This window comes from Psychrobacter sp. AH5, assembly GCF_040371085.1.
Lineage (GTDB): Bacteria > Pseudomonadota > Gammaproteobacteria > Pseudomonadales > Moraxellaceae > Psychrobacter.
This window is the reverse complement of record NZ_JAMBMT010000001.1, coordinates 2,404,449-2,420,474: the sequence shown is the minus strand read 5'-3', so window position 1 is coordinate 2,420,474 and position 16,026 is coordinate 2,404,449. Positions and strand designations below refer to the sequence as shown.

Annotated in this window: 15 protein-coding genes; 5 read left to right on the top strand and 10 right to left on the bottom strand. The window is 45.3% G+C overall.

Going from position 1 to position 16,026, the window contains the following annotated elements; genetic code table 11:
- Positions 1-65: 65 nt before the first annotated feature.
- Positions 66-2,009: an acyltransferase family protein gene (locus M0N77_RS10255; protein WP_353105087.1), complete on the top strand. Its 1,944-nt coding sequence runs from the start codon at positions 66-68 to the stop codon at positions 2,007-2,009.
- Positions 2,010-2,086: 77 nt separating this feature from the next.
- Here M0N77_RS10255 and M0N77_RS10250 read toward each other — a convergent pair whose 3' ends face one another.
- The 9 genes from M0N77_RS10250 to M0N77_RS10210 form a co-directional block, all read right to left on the bottom strand.
- Positions 2,087-2,290: a hypothetical protein gene (locus M0N77_RS10250; RefSeq protein WP_353105086.1), complete on the bottom strand. Its 204-nt coding sequence runs from the start codon at positions 2,288-2,290 to the stop codon at positions 2,087-2,089.
- A gap of 15 nt (positions 2,291-2,305) precedes the next feature.
- Positions 2,306-3,058 (bottom strand): type 1 glutamine amidotransferase, encoded by a 753-nt coding sequence (locus M0N77_RS10245; RefSeq protein ID WP_353105085.1) that lies wholly within the window; start codon positions 3,056-3,058, stop codon positions 2,306-2,308.
- A 25-nt stretch (positions 3,059-3,083) separates the two neighbouring features.
- On the bottom strand, positions 3,084-3,827 hold the full coding sequence (locus M0N77_RS10240; RefSeq protein ID WP_353105084.1) for a pyridoxine 5'-phosphate synthase: 744 nt from the start codon (positions 3,825-3,827) through the stop codon (positions 3,084-3,086).
- 171 nt (positions 3,828-3,998) lie between these two features.
- The gene (locus M0N77_RS10235; protein WP_353105083.1) at positions 3,999-4,886 is read right to left on the bottom strand and encodes an N-acetylmuramoyl-L-alanine amidase; all 888 of its coding nucleotides are present in this window, start codon (positions 4,884-4,886) and stop codon (positions 3,999-4,001) included.
- Positions 4,887-4,892: 6 nt separating this feature from the next.
- The gene (locus tag M0N77_RS10230) at positions 4,893-5,645 is read right to left on the bottom strand and encodes an MOSC domain-containing protein (RefSeq protein ID WP_353105082.1); all 753 of its coding nucleotides are present in this window, start codon (positions 5,643-5,645) and stop codon (positions 4,893-4,895) included.
- Between the two features lie 156 nt (positions 5,646-5,801).
- Positions 5,802-6,203: a ribosome silencing factor gene (rsfS, locus tag M0N77_RS10225; protein WP_353105081.1), complete on the bottom strand. Its 402-nt coding sequence runs from the start codon at positions 6,201-6,203 to the stop codon at positions 5,802-5,804.
- A 95-nt stretch (positions 6,204-6,298) separates the two neighbouring features.
- Positions 6,299-7,186, bottom strand: a complete 888-nt coding sequence (locus tag M0N77_RS10220) for a nicotinate-nicotinamide nucleotide adenylyltransferase (RefSeq protein WP_353105080.1) — start codon at positions 7,184-7,186, stop codon at positions 6,299-6,301.
- A 128-nt stretch (positions 7,187-7,314) separates the two neighbouring features.
- Positions 7,315-9,462, bottom strand: coding sequence for a phosphate acetyltransferase (gene pta, locus M0N77_RS10215; RefSeq protein WP_353105079.1), 2,148 nt, complete (start codon positions 9,460-9,462; stop codon positions 7,315-7,317).
- A 94-nt stretch (positions 9,463-9,556) separates the two neighbouring features.
- Entirely contained in the window at positions 9,557-10,792 is a 1,236-nt protein-coding gene (locus tag M0N77_RS10210; protein ID WP_353105078.1) for an acetate kinase, read from the bottom strand.
- A 499-nt stretch (positions 10,793-11,291) separates the two neighbouring features.
- On the opposite strand from M0N77_RS10210, the gene M0N77_RS10205 reads away from it, so the two are divergent.
- The 4 genes from M0N77_RS10205 to M0N77_RS10190 all read left to right on the top strand — a co-directional run bounded on the left by M0N77_RS10205 (position 11,292) and on the right by M0N77_RS10190 (position 15,092).
- Positions 11,292-11,567, top strand: coding sequence for a lipoprotein (locus tag M0N77_RS10205; protein ID WP_353105077.1), 276 nt, complete (start codon positions 11,292-11,294; stop codon positions 11,565-11,567).
- Between the two features lie 70 nt (positions 11,568-11,637).
- A complete protein-coding gene (gene lysA / locus M0N77_RS10200) occupies positions 11,638-13,005 on the top strand; it encodes a diaminopimelate decarboxylase (protein WP_371834200.1) in 1,368 nt (455 codons plus the stop codon).
- A 194-nt stretch (positions 13,006-13,199) separates the two neighbouring features.
- Positions 13,200-14,084, top strand: a complete 885-nt coding sequence (gene dapF, locus M0N77_RS10195) for a diaminopimelate epimerase (RefSeq protein WP_353105076.1) — start codon at positions 13,200-13,202, stop codon at positions 14,082-14,084.
- Positions 14,085-14,111: 27 nt separating this feature from the next.
- On the top strand, positions 14,112-15,092 hold the full coding sequence (locus M0N77_RS10190) for a tyrosine recombinase XerC (protein ID WP_353105075.1): 981 nt from the start codon (positions 14,112-14,114) through the stop codon (positions 15,090-15,092).
- A 33-nt stretch (positions 15,093-15,125) separates the two neighbouring features.
- Here the strand turns inward: M0N77_RS10190 and M0N77_RS10185 are convergent, their stop codons facing one another.
- A complete protein-coding gene (locus M0N77_RS10185; RefSeq protein ID WP_353105074.1) occupies positions 15,126-16,010 on the bottom strand; it encodes a nitrilase-related carbon-nitrogen hydrolase in 885 nt (294 codons plus the stop codon).
- Positions 16,011-16,026: the final 16 nt, after the last annotated feature.

Sequence of the window (16,026 nt, the reverse complement as noted above, 5' to 3'; positions counted from 1 at the left end):
TCACCTTTTTTGATAGCGATGAGTATAATATTTCCCTAACTTAAAAGACTGCTAAGAATAAAAATATGAAGTTCAGAAAAGACATTAACGGACTCAGAGCTATAGCAGTTATTGCGGTAGTGCTATTTCACTTTAATCCAACTTGGATGCCGGGTGGTTTTGCTGGCGTTGATGTCTTTTTTGTGATTTCAGGCTTTTTGATGACTGGCATTATATTCAGGGGTATTGAACAACAAAGTTTTTCTATCAGCAAGTTTTATGTCGCTAGAGCCAGTAGAATTATTCCGGCATTAGCTGCCTTATGCTCAGTACTATTAGTGTTTGGTTGGTTCTACTTAATATCTATCGATTATGCGATTTTAGGCAAACACGCTGCCAGTAGTATCGCCTTTTTTTCTAACTATACTTACCTTAACGAAGCAGGATACTTCGATAGCGCTTCGCATCAAAAATGGCTTTTGCACACTTGGTCGTTATCGGTCGAGTGGCAGTTTTATCTGCTATATCCACTGGCTTTAGTGTTGGCAAGTAAGTTTTTCAATATTGAAGCTATGAAACGCTTATTACTAGCAGCAACAGTTATAGGCTTTGCTTACTGTATCTATGCCTCTGAACAAACGCCTGACGCTGCTTATTATCTGCTACCCTCTAGAGCATGGGAGATGCTGATGGGCGGTGTCGCTTATCTTTATCCCTTATCGATATCACAAAAGCATAAAAAGTATAGCGAATGGCTAGGTCTAATATTCATTATTGGCGCATACGTTTTTATCAGCGCTGAAGTAGCGTGGCCGGGCCATCTAGCTCTGTTTCCAGTGTTAGGTGTTTTTCTGATTATTCAGGCACAGCGCGAGAACAGTATTTTTACTAGTAGTTGGATAGCACAAAAACTTGGGGCTTGGTCTTATTCTATTTACTTATGGCACTGGCCTATCGTCGTAGCTATCTACTATTTCGACTTGAACAACTACTTCGTTTATTCTGGAATGCTGCTTTCTATTTTGCTAGGATACTTAAGTTATCGATTTATAGAAAAAAGAAGTTTTAAATCAAATTTGCGTGGCTTAAAGCGCGTCCTAACCTATAAACCTTTATACATGGTAATCATCGTCGCCTTGGTAGGTAGAGTGACTTATAAGACTCAAGGTTTTATTTGGCATTACCCCGATGACGTTATCGTCGCTACCAATGAAGCAGAAAATAAGAATCATTATAACTGTATGACGGATGAAATCTTTCCTTGTTATATAGGTAATAAAAATAATATTAAGGCAATAATAGTAGGAGATAGTCACGCTGATGCTTTAACTACTAGTTTGACTAGTGCGTTTGATTTAAAAACGCAGGGTGTAATCGCCTTGACGAAAGCTTCTTGCCCTTTGGTGTTAAATCTAAAACCGATAGACGATACAGATAAATGTGCTGAAGCTAATCTTGAGAGAGTGAGTTTTTTGAGTGAAAACCACCTTAATGTCCCAGTATTCTGGGTAGCGAGGACTTCTGCATATCTATATGGTCAGACAGATCCTGATAGAATCAGTAGTCCCAAAGACACTAAACCTTCAATATATTTCAGTAAAAGATACGACTATGCTGAAGACGAGCTACTTAATGAGTTGCAGAATAATCTTGATAACACTATAAAAAAGATAGCAAATAACCGCTCGGTTTTTCTAGTGTTGCCAATACCTGAAATTAGAAAAAATGTCCCTAAAGTAATCAGCAAAGCCTTATTTATTAATAATAAAAAGGTAAGCCTATCAGTAGATTATGATCTATATTATGAGAGAAATAAGCCAGTAATTACAGTAACAGAGCAAGTCGCTGTCAGTAGTATTGCTGGGAATAATCAGGTGGAGGTTCTAAATCCTGCTTTATATTTATGCGAAGCAGGTCGATGTATGGCTCAGTATAAAAATAGGCCGATATACTATGATGGCGATCACATGAGCGAATACGGTAATAAACTATTGACGCCTATGTTTAAAAAGGCATTAGCTATCGATTAATAATAGTAATAGACATAAAAAAAGATGAGCTTAGGCTCACCTTTTTTGTGTTTGAATTTTTTAGAGGGCATTAAGACTTACTTATCTTCTGATTTTTCTTCAGCCTCTTTCCGAGCCTCAACAATCAACTCCTTCACCCGAGCACTCTCTCTAAGCACACAAGCCTCATACTTGGATAACGACTCAGCTTCCTGTTGTTGCTTATTTTCCTGCTCCTCTTTAGCCTTTGTTTTCAAATATTCTTCAAGTCTTTGTTGCTCATCTTGCTGTGAATGACTCATAACTGACTCCTTATACTATTCATTTGCTGACGCTGCTAGCCGATTGAGCATAGCGGCTAATCGTGCATTATTTTCATCAATATAATTTTTACCTAAGGTTAATATCTTATCCGTTGATTGTACGGTTTCAGGATAGTCTTTTAGTCCACTTTGGATAGCAGCATTACCATTGAAGACCATTTTGGGTAGGCTCTCTTCGGTGACTTCAAAATGACACTGCCAAGCCAATACCCAAGTGCCACGCTGTTTATGTTTTGCCGTTTGGTAGATAAAGCCTTGATTGGCCCAAGCCTGCGTCTCAGCAATAATGCTCGCGCCTTGTGGACAGTCAAAACCCTCACCGTGCCAATGAAACACGGTGAAGGCTTGTTTGGGTAAGTCCTGTAATAAAGGATGCGCTTGTCCGGCTTGCGTCAGCTGCATCGGCAACCAACCGATTTCTTTTACCCCAGATGGTTTCACCTCAGCGCCCAAGCAATGGGCGATTAGCTGCGCCCCTAAGCAAACCCCAATCACGGTTTTGCCCGCGTCGATTGCTTGGGTAATCAGCTGTTTCTCGTTACTGAGCCAAGGGTGCTTTTCTTCATCATGGACGCTCATTGGCCCGCCCATCACGATTAGCCAATCAAAGTAATCAGGCTCAGGTAAGTCATCATTATCGTAAGAGCGACTAACGGTAATGGGGTAGTTATGTGCGTTTGCCCACTGCTTGATAAAGCTTAAGTCCGCGTAGTCGGTATGAAATAAAGCGTGAATACGTAGCGTCATAAAACACCTCTTTTATCAGCACGTTCTATTCGCAAATCTTCAAATATTGACGCACCACGTTGTCCATACCTTGCTCTAGCGATTCGACAGTAAAAGCATGACCAATCGATACTTCGGCGATTTCGCCAAGGCTAAGCAAGTCGGCTAAATTGTCTAAATTTAAATCGTGACCAGCGTTGACGCGCATACCGTTTTTGCTGGCGAGGTTAATACAGTCATCAAAGCGTTGTTTTACTTCATCAAAATTAGCATTGCTATCGTTGCTATTTTCATAAGCGCGCGCCCATTCTTCGGTGTACATCTCTATCGTTTGCACATCGCTATCGATAACCGCTTTGATTTGCTCAATATCGGGATCGATAAATACCGCACAGCGCGTACCAAAGCCTTCAAGTTCGTGGCTGAGTTTGGAGAGCATATCCTTATGTTTGATAATATCGAAACCATGATCGGAGGTCAGTTGATCTTCGCTATCAGGTACGAGGGTGCATTGATGGGGTTTGACCTCACGAATGAGTTTTAAAAACTGCTCGTTAGGATTACCTTCGATATTGAATTCAATATCTTTATAATCTTTTAGAAACTCGCTAATGTCATAGACATCTTGGTAGCGTATATGACGCTCATCGGGTCTTGGGTGTACCGTGAAGCCTTTAACGCCTAAATCAATGAGCTTTTTGACAAAGTACAAAAGGTTAGGATAATCAGTGCCGCGAGAGTTACGGATTAAGGCGAGTTTATTTAAATTGACGCTAAATAGGGTACTCATAGTGTTTCCTTTTTGATTATTGTTATATCTGATAGTAAAACATAGACGTTATATTATAGCGCGGGACTGGGGTTAGTTTTTCTGGCGTGCTGTGTCTACGCTGACAGAGGCTGCGAAAAATCAATCCCATTCCCGCTAGTTACTTTTCAAACAGTTCATGCGTGTTTGGCTTTAGTAAAAATCATCACGTCCAGCATACTTCTTATTGAGAGCTTTTAAAATAGCATAGGTCTCTATATCCATCTGACCTGTTGGTTTGAGAGGTCTGAAATGTAACTGAAAAGCATAAATCACATCACGGCTAGCTTTATCCCATTCAGCAGTACTATTTATCTGATAACCGTAATCGCGAAAGGCTTGTTTAACCTCAGGGATTGTTGGCGTAGCTAGTTGAGTTTCTTTCATAAAAAACTGCTTATCGGCTTCATCATACCACGCAGCAATGCCGTACTCTTCGTGCAGACGCTGCCAAGGGAATTTTGCCCCAGGGTCAATTTTACGAGAGGGCGCAAGATCAGAGTGGCCAATGATATTCTTTGGGGAAATATCGTAGCGCATAGCGATATCTTGTACCAGCTGCGCGACTTTTTTTATCTGCACCTCATCAAATTCGACAAAGTGCTTATATGGGTGATAGTCCAGTTCGCTATCTTTTAGCGCATCTTTATATTGTGGCTGAATGCCTTTATTGACAATCTCAATACCGATAGAGGTATCATTCAAGATAGTACGACCCGCAAAACCGCCGTCACCAGCATGCCAAGCGCGTTCGCCTTCTGGCACTAAGTTATAAATCTTATCGTCATCGTTATCCATAATTAGATAATGCGCGCTGACTTTGCCTTTGGTTAACAGCTGAATGGAGCGCTCATTATCGCTGACGGTGTAGTGCAGCACAATAAATTTGATACGTTGGCTCTTACCGGCGGATTGATAAGTCTCGCTATCAATGACAAAGGGTTTAGTTGCAATGGGCTGAACATTATTCGTAGTCATACAGCCGATTAAGGGTAAGGTCAATAGAGACGCTAATGCTAAAGTGGTGAGATTTTTTGCCATGAAGTGCTAACCTTTTTTAATCTTTTTACGTAAAACCACCTTCCAACTGTCCTCCAAACACTCAATAGCGAGCCACGGCTCAATCACCTCAGCGGTAAACTTATCTTTTGAATTAGAGAGTTGCCAGAGTTTCTCAAGCGTTGCAAACGGATAGGGGCGCTCTACTAGATAAACGGGCAGATCCGTATCAATCATGCCCGCGCGTACCACTTCGAAATACCAACCAGCGATACCTTGTTTACTGACCCAAGCCGCTATATTGGGCACTTTAGTAAACTGACCGATTTGGTCATTGATCTTATAGCAAGGGCGGCGCGGTTGCACGATACGCAGCTGCACGCTGTCATTATTATCAATGTCACCATATTGAAAAACATCACCAATACAAACGCTGGACTCCGTCATCTCAGGCAAATCGTTTACTGCTTTGGTGATTAAGTTTTCGCCTAACGTACCCACGCGCACTTTTAAGTCAAACTCATTATTTATCTTCTCATAAGTGGCGGTAGGCAGTTGATGCACCGCTTTTAGCGGGCCGCCATGATGTCGACGATCGGCTTGCTCATCAGTAGCAAGTCCCATAAAGTTGACCGCGACTGGCTCCTTAATCGGCGCTTTATCGATAGCGCTCATCTGCTCACGGGCGAACGGCATCGCTTTGCCTGCGCGCACATCTTGTAGGATAGCAATGTGCAGCGGTAGCGGCTGATTAAAATCTTTATTATGTTCTGTTGCAAGCGTAGTGAATACTGTAGTCATTAATTTTCCTAAATAGCGAACCAATATGATCTAATATTATTAGTCTTTAGCATAGTCTTATTTTTGAGAGTAGTAACAGTGCTCATCAAAAACACCATAAAAAAAGACCAGATAAATTATCCAGTCTTTACACTATTTGAGCGAATTAGAAGTTCTTTAGTTACGGCGACCGGCTTTTTTCTCACGCGGAGTCGCTACTAGCTCAGCTAAGCTTTCAGGCGATGACCATAGGCCCTCTAAATCATAAAATTCACGCGCTTGCGGCGTCATCATATGCACCACGACTGCGCCCAAATCAATCAGCGTCCAGTCAGAATCGGTGCCCCCTTCGCGGCCTAATGGCATAAAGCCCGCTTGCTTCGCCTCAGCGCCAACAGTATCAGCCATCGCGCGGACGTGGCGTTTGGAGGTACCATCAGCGATAACCATACGCTCCATAACGTCGGTTAAGTCCTCAACGTCGAGTACAGTGATGTTTTTGGCTTTCATACCGTCCAAAGCGTTTTTTACTAGCGTTAAGCAGTCTTCTAGGCGTTCGTTAGTCATAGTATTGGTCATAAATTTGAGTCTCTTTAATCGTCACTAGCTATAGAATATAAGTCGTCATGGGCCAAGTGTATGGTCATGACTAGAATAAGGTGATTTTAACGGAATTAGTCAACGGAATATAGCTTATGCTGCACAATATAGTCATAAACCGCAGGATGTAGGTGTTTGGAGAGATAATTTGCGTCTTTGAGCAAGCTCTCTTCTGTTACGGGCGTTATCAGAGAGTGCCGTAAGTGTCTGCGAATCTCAGTACTTGAAATCTTTTTAATCGCTGTTAAGTCTATATAAATGCGTCCTTTAGGCAGGGTTTTCAAGGGTTTTTCTGCTAAGGGTTGCTCTTTTAGAGAGTCATTCGGACTCGGTATTAGCTCGCTGATAGAGTTAACGACTTGGCGCTGTAACTGATTGGGAAGCTCGCTGATTAAGGTAGCTTGCTGTTTATCGCTCAAGACTGGTTTACCAAAGGTTCTGCTGTTGCAGATAGGGTCTGTAGCATAAGTATTACAAGCGTATTTCTCGCTATCTCTATCACTTCGATCAAACAGCCAAAGATTGACATAATCCGTCAGCTGTAAGCCCTGTTTCCAGTGCTCTAGACTACGTGCACTATCCATACCCATAATAAATATTAAACAATCATTAGGGTAACGCTGACGTAAAGTGCGCACGCTATCGATAGTATAGACCGGCGGCTCTTGCCAAAGCTCAAGCTCATCAATGCGCAGCGGCGTGTCTTGCACCACCAGTTTTAGCATCGCTAAGCGATGTTTGGGATCAGTGCTTTGCTGTTTAAAAGGCGAGCGGGCATTAGGTAATAAGGACACTTGTAGCTCATAGTGCTGCTGATTCGCCAAAGGCGCAAGAGCAGTATAAACCTGCGTCGCCATCTCGATATGAGCGTTATGTACCGGATTAAACGAGCCGCCCAAATAGGCACGAATGGCTGGTTTAGGTATCTGCTTGGTAGGAGTAAGGGAGGAGTTGTCGGTCATGGCGTCATTATAACCATTGAGTATAAACATTGCTGATAAGTTTTAAGATTGTCCAGCGCTTAAATAAAAAACGCTCATCATAACCTTATGATGAGCGCTCGTTCATTAAAACCTTAAACCTTAAGTCATTAAATGGCATCACTATAAGCCTGAATAGCCGTCAGAGCGATAGTGTAGACAATATCATCAACCAACGCACCGCGCGATAAATCGTTTACCGGCTTATTCAAGCCCTGTAGCATCGGGCCTACGCTGATGACGTTAGCACTACGCTGTACCGCCTTATAGGTAGTGTTACCGGTATTTAGATCTGGGAAGATAAACACATTGGCTTGACCGGCGACTTTTGAGTCTGGCGCTTTTTGTTTACCAACGCTCATCACTGACGCCGCATCGTACTGAAGTGGTCCATCCACCGCTAGGTTTGGCTCGCGTTCGCGCACGATTTCAGTGGCACGAATGACTTTTTCGACATCAGCGCCGCTGCCGGACGCGCCAGTAGAGTAGCTAATCATCGCCACTTTCGGATCGATACCGAAGGCTGCTGCCGACTGCGCCGATTGAATAGCAATCTCAGCGAGCTCCTCAGCAGTGGGGTCCGGGTTGATAGCGCAGTCGCCATAGACCACCACTTGCTCAGGCAATAGCATAAAGAAGATAGACGACACTAACGAGTACTGCGGCGCGGTCTTAATGAGCTGAAAAGCGGGACGCACGGTATTAGCAGTGGTGTGAATAGCGCCAGAAACTAGGCCATCTACTTCATCCATTTGCAGCATAGTTGTCCCTAAAAAGACCGTATCCTCTAACTGCTCGGCGGCCTGTGTCTCAGAGGTTTTTCCTTTACGGCGCTCAACGACTGCGGCGATATATTTACTCATGTCAAGCATGTCAGGATCGATAATCTCGAGCCCTTCTGGCAGAATAAGATCGCGGTTTTTGGCGACTTGCTCGACCTCACTGCGCTTAGCTAATAGCACACAGTCAGCGATACCGCGGCTTTGGCAGATGCAAGCGGCCTCAACGGTGCGGGGCTCCGAACCTTCTGGCAATACGATACGTTTTTTGGCAATTTGCGCTTTTTTGACCACTTGATGACGAAACGCTGCCGGCGACAGGCGCGGGACATAATCGCCGCTGAAGTAATCCTTGATCCAGCTTAGATCGAGATGGGCGGCGACATAACGGGCGACATCAGTGGCGCGCTCAGTATCATCGCTTGGAATCTCCGAGCTCATTTGTAATAAGTTCTGCACCGTCTCAAAGCTATCGGTCTCGACACTCATCACTGGAATACCCGTCTTTAACGCCGATTGCCACAGCTCTGCGACAGTAGGGTTGGGCGAGACGCCGCCCGTTAATACTAGGCCCGCTAACGGCACGCCATTGATACAAGCAAGTCCTGCGGCTAGCAATAAATCATCCCGATCGCCGGGTACTACTATAAGCGTACCACGTTTAAAGATTTCATCGACTCGCGCAACCGAACGAGCAGTTAAGCTGATATTATTGATACGGCGTGATTTGGCTTCACCGACATTGAGCCAAGTGGCATCAAGCTCAGCGGCGATATCCCAAGTACGCGGCACCGATAGCGAATCACTAAACGGCACCACGCCAATTAAGCGGAAATTATCACTATGAAAATGCGGCGATAGGCGCTGCACTTCTTGCATAAAGCCGTCATCTAAGCTGACTACCGCTTCACCAGGCGCTACCGGCTGAGTCTCAAAGGTATTGGGTACATCGTGTACTCGCATGAGAATACAGCCTAGCGTACGCTCATGAGCAATACCGCCAAACTCGCGCGCATGGACGTCGAGCTTGTCGGCGAGCTGCGCTGGATTACTAGTATCGACGGTGCTGACAAAGATAATTTTGGCGTCCAATGCATGAGCGATAGCTTGGTTAATCTGCGAAGCATATGAGGCTTCTGTGGTCGGTACTAAGCCTTCACAGATAATGACGTCTTGATCGCCCTCGATGCTGTGATAGTTACCGATAACCTCTTCCATCAGCTCATCGAGATTACCATCGCCTATCATGCGCTCAACGCGCTGGCGGTTGATAGATTTGGGCGGAGTGAGTCCAAAAGCGTGCATAATAAGCGCGCTTGAGCTATCAAGGCTGTTTTGTTTATCTAGGCTATCATCTTGCAAAAAAGGCTTCATAAAGCCAGCTTTAATACCGTTATAATCGAGGGCGCGGATCAGACCAAGAGCGGCTGAGGTGACGCCGATACCGCGGCTAATAGGGACAAGTAAAATGGTTTGCATAGCATATCCTATGGTTTGTTGTACTTTAAGCGTTCAAAAAAAGCGCTCTACTTATATAGCTACAGCGCTTGTTTTATCCTATTACAAGATCAGTCTAATCTAAGCCCAAAGTCTGACGCGTCTCTTTGGCAATCTGACACTCTTCATCAGTTGGGATGACCCATAGCTCAATGCTGCTATCGTCGGTATGAAAGCTACCTTCTGCGCCGCCTGCCAGCGTTTTATTTTTATCAGCATCAAAGGTAATACCGAAATGGCGCATGACGTTTAAGATACGCGCGCGCGTAGTCGCTGAGTTCTCGCCAATACCGCCGGTGAAGACAATACCGGTAAATTCAGGTAACGCACAGCTAAGGCTTGCCAAGTACTTACCGACGCGATAAGAGAACATCTCGATAGCTAGCATCGCATCTTTATGACCTTCGTTAGCTGCTTGCTCTACAGTACGAAGATCATTAGACAGACCAGAGATACCTAATAGGCCACTTTCGCTATTGAGCATCTTATCGATATCCTCTAAGCTCATGCCTAGCTGACGCTTGAGATGAATATGTAGACTTGGATCAACATCACCACTACGCGTGCCCATCATCAAACCCTCAAGCGGCGTCAGTCCCATACTGGTATCTAAGCTTTTGCCATCATAAACGGCGGTCGCTGAGCAGCCATTACCTAAATGCGCAGTCAACCAACCATGTGGGCCTTTGGCATCAGTGATTTCACTCGCTCTTTCTGATACATAAGCGTGTGAAGTACCATGGAAGCCATAACGACGGATTTTGTCCTCTTCATATAGCGCTTTTGGAATCGGATAACGATAAGCAACGGGCGGCATAGTTTGGTGAAAAGCGGTATCAAAAACCACCACTTGCGGAATATCGGGATAAAGCGCTTGTACCGCTTCGATACCTAGAGCATTAGCTGGATTATGCAAAGGCGCTAATGACTTGAGGCGTTTGACTTCTGCTAGCACATGATCATCAACTTTGACCGCCTCAGAGTACTCACGGCCGCCGTGTACCCCGCGATGGCCTACCGCGATAAAGTGATATTGCTCAAGGAGCTCAAGGATTTTTTGTAAAGCAAGCTTATGACGTCCGCCAGGGATAGCGATTTCAAGCTTTTCGCCATTTAAGGCGGTATGCTTAATACGAGCCGTATCAAGACCTAAGTTTTCGGCAAGTCCAGTGATACGAGTTGATTCATCTTCACTGATTAAGGCGTATTTAATAGAAGAGGAGCCGCAGTTGAGTACTAAAGTGGGGTTAGTAAGCTGCGAGCCGTCCGAATTTTGGTCGTTGAAAGTGGAAGTGTTGACGCTGTCAGTCATGCTCTATCCTTAGATTATGTTAGGGGGCAGGGGTGCTAATCAGTCAATAGCCTATCACATCGCTTAGAGGTAGCCTCATTGCAAAGGGTTATGCTGAATATTGCTAAATGCTATACCACAACAACTATAAGGTTTAAGGTAAGCATTCGTCAAGTGTTAGTTACTGCTGTAGATTGAGCCAATACAGACATAGTATAGGCTAACTAAAAGTCTAGCCGCTCCCTTGCAGGATTGATATAGACTTTGCTAGCGTACTGTATGCGCTCCTTGTCAAAAACCATATCATTTAACCCAATCTTTATTTTATAAAAAACCAACTATATCTTAGAATTTATAGGATTAATAACTACTAACTGCATGCATCGTATAGCAGATAGTAAGGGGCAAATAGTGGCCAAAATGATCGATAAAATTAGCGCTAAAGCCAGTCACTCTTTATCAATTGATGCTATTATTACAAACCAATATTTTCTTGATACCTGTTAATGGTCGATGACTCATGATGACTTTGAAACGAGATTCTTTATTAGCACAGTTTACTTTTATAGGCTTGGTAGCGGCTCTAAGTTTGAGCGGCTGTGGACAAAAAGGCGCTTTGTATTTAGCGGATAGCGAGAAAGGATTAGTGACTAGCTCTGAGAGATTAGAGAGTACTAGCCAACCACAAGATGCGGCATTCTCTGACATAGGTGATGAGAGCTACGAGCGAGAGCGTTATCTAGAACAGCAACAAATCATACTGCCTGAGCCTAGCGATGATCCGAACGACTATTAGTAAATACTATTTTGTAAGCTTTTTTTAGAAAATAAAACTTAATTCATTTGATTAAATTTGAGATAAAACTATGAGCAACTCTGAGGCGACTACGGACATGGGCAGCACTACTGCTATTACTACGCAAACCGAAACAGGTCTGTATATCGATGCCAAAGCGCTAACCGCGCATTTGCCAGCGCTGAGCTATCGTGATGAGGCTCTACATATAGAAGACGTCAGCATCAAAGCTGTGGCTGAGCAGTATCAAACGCCGTGTTATGTGTATTCAAAACAAGCGATATTGGAAGTTTATAAGGCCTACAGTGATAGCTTCGCTAGTGTCGAGCATCAGATTTGCTACGCGGTAAAAGCCAATTCTAATCTTGCGGTACTAGGAATTTTGGCGCAGGCTGGTGCAGGCTTTGATATCGTCTCACGTGGTGAGCTAATGCGAGTGTTAGCCGCTGGCGGACAAGCGAATCGCGTAGTTTACTCAGGCGTTGGTAAGACTTATGAGGATATCGAATTTGCGCTCAATCAAGGTATCAGCTGCTTTAATGTTGAGTCCATAAGCGAGCTATCGTTGATTAATAAAGTAGCGGCGCAGCTCGATAAGTCCGCGCCGATATCGCTTCGAGTCAATCCTGATGTCGATGCCAAGACTCATCCTTATATCTCAACTGGCCTTAAAGATAATAAATTTGGCATCGCTCACGAACAAGCGTTAGCGGTCTATGAGCAAGCTGCCACTATGCCCAATATCGAAATCATCGGTATTGATTGTCATATTGGCTCGCAATTGACCGAAGTAGCACCGTTTGTCGCCGCTTTGGATAAAATTATTGAGCTAGTGCATGCTTTGGCCGATAAGGGTATTACGCTACAGCACATTGATTTGGGCGGCGGTCTTGGCGTGCGTTATATCGATGAGTCGCCGGTCTCTATTGATGAGTTTGCAGCAGCGCTATTGCCGAAGCTGACTCAGCTTGACCTAAAAGTATTCTTTGAGCCGGGCCGTAGTATGGTCGCTAATGCTGGGGTGTTATTAACGCGTGTCGATGTACTCAAGCCTACTGAGCACAAAAACTTCGCCATCGTTGACGCGGCGATGAATGATCTTATCCGTCCAGCGCTATATCAGGCGGAGATGGCGGTGATTCCTAGTACCCTATCAAGTCATGGTATTGAGACGAAAGATAGCCAAGCTTGGGATATCGTCGGCGCTATTTGCGAGACGGGCGACTTTTTGGCCAAAGATCGTTTATTAGCGCTTAGAGCAGGTGATATCTTAGCGATAACCGGCGCTGGCGCTTATGGCTTTACCATGAGTAGCAACTATAATTCGCGTCCGCGTGCCAGCGAAGTGATGGTCTCAGGCGAGAGTCATCAACTGGTGCGTAAGCGCGAAACGATTGCAGAGTTATACGCTAATGAAAGCCTGTGGCAAGCTGAATAAGACAGTCTTATAAAGCGCTAACAGTATCTAATATAAAACTACCCATTATTTAAATGATAATGGGTTTTTTTGATAATAATTCTTGGGACGATAGACTGTCAATCAATAGCGTAAATGAGGCGTCGATAATTATCATTGTGCGGGGCAGCATGTTAATATAGCCCATACCTAAAAATATAATAGGACACAAGGATATGTTAATAGAATTTACAAAAATGCATGGGCTAGGCAATGATTTTATGGTCATTGATTTAGTCACTCAGCGCTTAGAGTTATCTGAAGAATTAGTACAGTTGTTGGGCGATCGCCATTTAGGCATTGGTTTTGATCAGCTGTTAGTGGTTGAGCCACCGATGCGTCCCGATGTCGATTTTAGCTACCGGATATTTAATGCAGATGGGGCTGAGGTTGAGCAGTGCGGCAATGGCGCGCGCTGTTTTGCCCGCTTTGTACAAGCGCGCAAGCTCTCCTTCAAGCAGCGTTTGCGGGTTGAGACTGCTAGCGGCATTATCTCTTTGACCACTGACCGTTATGGTTGGGTCGAGGTCGATATGGGTAAGCCCAAATTTGAGCCGGATGAGATTCCCTTTACCCCAAAAGCCACTACCAAAATTCAAAACGCCTATCACCTCGATGTCGCAGGCACGCCAGTACAGCTTTATGTCGCTAATATGGGCAATCCGCACGCGGTAATCAAAGTCGATGATGTGTTAGATGCCGAAGTTGAAACCTTAGGCAAAGCGATTGAGTCGCATCGAGCCTTTCCGGATCGTGTCAACGTTGGCTTTATGCAAGTGATGAATCAGCGCCATATTCGTCTGCGAGTTTATGAGCGCGGCGTAGGCGAGACCCAAGCTTGTGGTACTGGCGCTTGTGCGGCCGTCGCTATCGGTATCCGTGAAGGCTGGCTTGATGAAGGCGAGGATATCCGCGCGCAGCTCTATGGCGGCAGTATGATCGTAAAATGGCAGCCGGGCTATTCGGTGATGATGACCGGTCCTACCGCTTTTGTTTATGAAGGGGTGTTTAGCCCTGATGGTATTATGGCGCAGGCGGGTATCAAGCCTAGTACGCCCTAGTCAACTATGCGCTAGTAAAGGCCCATTATGAGTGTTAAAGAGTTTGGTCAATTAGCCAAGAGTGTAGAGGCGGATGCTGCGCTACGTGAGCTATTGTCGCCAGTGAATCGCTGGTTAAATGTGCTGTCAGTACGCAATCACTCTGAGCATACTTTGGCGGCGTATTTTGCGGGCGTCAATCAGTTAGCGCTATATCTGCGTGGTAAGCGCCTGACTTGGACGCGCTGCGATAAGCGGCAATTGGCTCAGCATATCTCTCAGCGCCTCGATGAAGATAAGCTTGCGCTGGCTAGCGTACAACAAGAGCTATCGGCAATTCGCCACTTTTATAGCTGGCTTATCGAAGAGGGGATAGCGCGTATCAATCCGACTACCGGCTATCAGCTCAAACGCAGTCCGCGGCCTCTGCCGTCTATTGCCGATGTTGACTTGCTCACCCAACTGCTTGAACAAGAAATACCTGCTACGCCAGAGCAAGCGCGATTATGGCTACGCGATAAAGCGATGTTTGAGCTGCTTTATAGCAGTGGTCTGCGGGTCGGCGAGCTTGTGGCGCTCGATATAACGGATGTGGATTTGGCTGATTTGCGCGTAAGGGTGACGGGTAAAGGCAATAAAACCCGCCTAGTCCCGATAGGCACTAAAGCGAGCGATGCCATCAGTCGTTATTTGCCGCATCGCAATCTGTGGGTTGAGGGGCAAGATACCGCACTTTTTATTAGTGAAAAGCTAGGCACACGGCTATCCACGCGAGCGGTACAGCAGCGCCTCAAGGTCGCTGCCAAACGCGCTGGTATCGCTCAAAACCTCTATCCCCATCTACTGCGTCACTGCTTTGCCTCGCATATGCTCTCTGGCAGTGGCGACTTGCGCGCAGTGCAAGAGATGCTTGGGCACAGTGATATTAGTACCACCCAAATCTATACGCATGTCGATATTGCTAAGCTAACCCAAGTCTATGACCGTGCTCATCCTCGGGCTTCTCATGCTCAAAGTGATAGTGAGTGATATTGAGTCTAAACTCGTTTCTTATCACTACTTTTACGCCAAACGATGGCACTGAAAAATAGGCATTTTTTCGCGGCCTTGCTGCTGGGCTGACTTATCCAAACTGGCAAACACTAACGCATAGTCTTTATTATCCTCCGCTTTAATCTCACTACTCTCATAACTATCCAAAACCCTCCCATCGAAGGCAGTAATGGCACTATGTCCCCAAGTTTGCCGCGATTTGCCTTCCTTATAATGATGCTCACCGCCTTGCGCCGCACCTATGACTAAACATTGACTATCTAGCGCTCGTGCTCGCAGTAATAGCGACCAATGCGCTTGTCCGGTCATATAAGTAAAGGCTGAAGGGGCGCTCAATAGCTCAGCACCGGCTTGACGCAAGCGCTGAGCAAGCGCGGGGAAGCGCAGATCAAAACAGACCATCATCCCTAACTGATAAACCTCATCGTTAGCTTCGATAGCAGTGACTATGGTCTGCGTTCCCGGCTCAAAAGTCGCCGCCTCATTATAGCTGCCTTGCGCGTCGCTTACGGTAGCGGTAAATAGATGAATCTTGTCATAACGAGCAAGCGGTGTACCATCGGGCGCAAACAGTTGGCTGACTTGACGCAGGCGACCGTCTGGTACAATTACGCCGTCAGGACGAAACGGACAAGGTAGCGAGCCGGCTAGTAGATGAACGTTATGCTCGCGAGCATAGTCACCTAATGTGGCTGACAGCGACTCAAAGCGCTCAGCGGTAGGGAACTGCCGACCCATACTACAACAGTTTTCGGGTAAGACGACTAGCTGTGCGCCTTGATTGCTAGCGTCACTAATGGCCGCTTTAATAGTATTAAGATTAGCCTCGACATCTTGCTGACTGTTCATCTGTAGCGCCGCGACTTTTAAAGATTTATTCATATGATCTCTCATTTGTTTAAGATAGCGA

What these genes read in the sequence shown, in the direction of transcription:
- M0N77_RS10255 (WP_353105087.1), top strand. Translation starts at nt 66, where the DNA reads ATGAAGTTCAGAAAAGACATTAACGGACTCAGAGCTATAGCAGTTATT.
- M0N77_RS10250 (WP_353105086.1), bottom strand. Translation starts at nt 2,290, where the DNA reads ATGAGTCATTCACAGCAAGATGAGCAACAAAGACTTGAAGAATATTTG.
- M0N77_RS10245 (WP_353105085.1), bottom strand. Translation starts at nt 3,058, where the DNA reads ATGACGCTACGTATTCACGCTTTATTTCATACCGACTACGCGGACTTA.
- M0N77_RS10240 (WP_353105084.1), bottom strand. Translation starts at nt 3,827, where the DNA reads ATGAGTACCCTATTTAGCGTCAATTTAAATAAACTCGCCTTAATCCGT.
- M0N77_RS10235 (WP_353105083.1), bottom strand. Translation starts at nt 4,886, where the DNA reads ATGGCAAAAAATCTCACCACTTTAGCATTAGCGTCTCTATTGACCTTA.
- M0N77_RS10230 (WP_353105082.1), bottom strand. Translation starts at nt 5,645, where the DNA reads ATGACTACAGTATTCACTACGCTTGCAACAGAACATAATAAAGATTTT.
- rsfS (WP_353105081.1), bottom strand. Translation starts at nt 6,203, where the DNA reads ATGACCAATACTATGACTAACGAACGCCTAGAAGACTGCTTAACGCTA.
- M0N77_RS10220 (WP_353105080.1), bottom strand. Translation starts at nt 7,186, where the DNA reads ATGACCGACAACTCCTCCCTTACTCCTACCAAGCAGATACCTAAACCA.
- pta (WP_353105079.1), bottom strand. Translation starts at nt 9,462, where the DNA reads ATGCAAACCATTTTACTTGTCCCTATTAGCCGCGGTATCGGCGTCACC.
- M0N77_RS10210 (WP_353105078.1), bottom strand. Translation starts at nt 10,792, where the DNA reads ATGACTGACAGCGTCAACACTTCCACTTTCAACGACCAAAATTCGGAC.
- M0N77_RS10205 (WP_353105077.1), top strand. Translation starts at nt 11,292, where the DNA reads ATGATGACTTTGAAACGAGATTCTTTATTAGCACAGTTTACTTTTATA.
- lysA (WP_371834200.1), top strand. Translation starts at nt 11,638, where the DNA reads ATGAGCAACTCTGAGGCGACTACGGACATGGGCAGCACTACTGCTATT.
- dapF (WP_353105076.1), top strand. Translation starts at nt 13,200, where the DNA reads ATGTTAATAGAATTTACAAAAATGCATGGGCTAGGCAATGATTTTATG.
- M0N77_RS10190 (WP_353105075.1), top strand. Translation starts at nt 14,112, where the DNA reads ATGAGTGTTAAAGAGTTTGGTCAATTAGCCAAGAGTGTAGAGGCGGAT.
- M0N77_RS10185 (WP_353105074.1), bottom strand. Translation starts at nt 16,010, where the DNA reads ATGAGAGATCATATGAATAAATCTTTAAAAGTCGCGGCGCTACAGATG.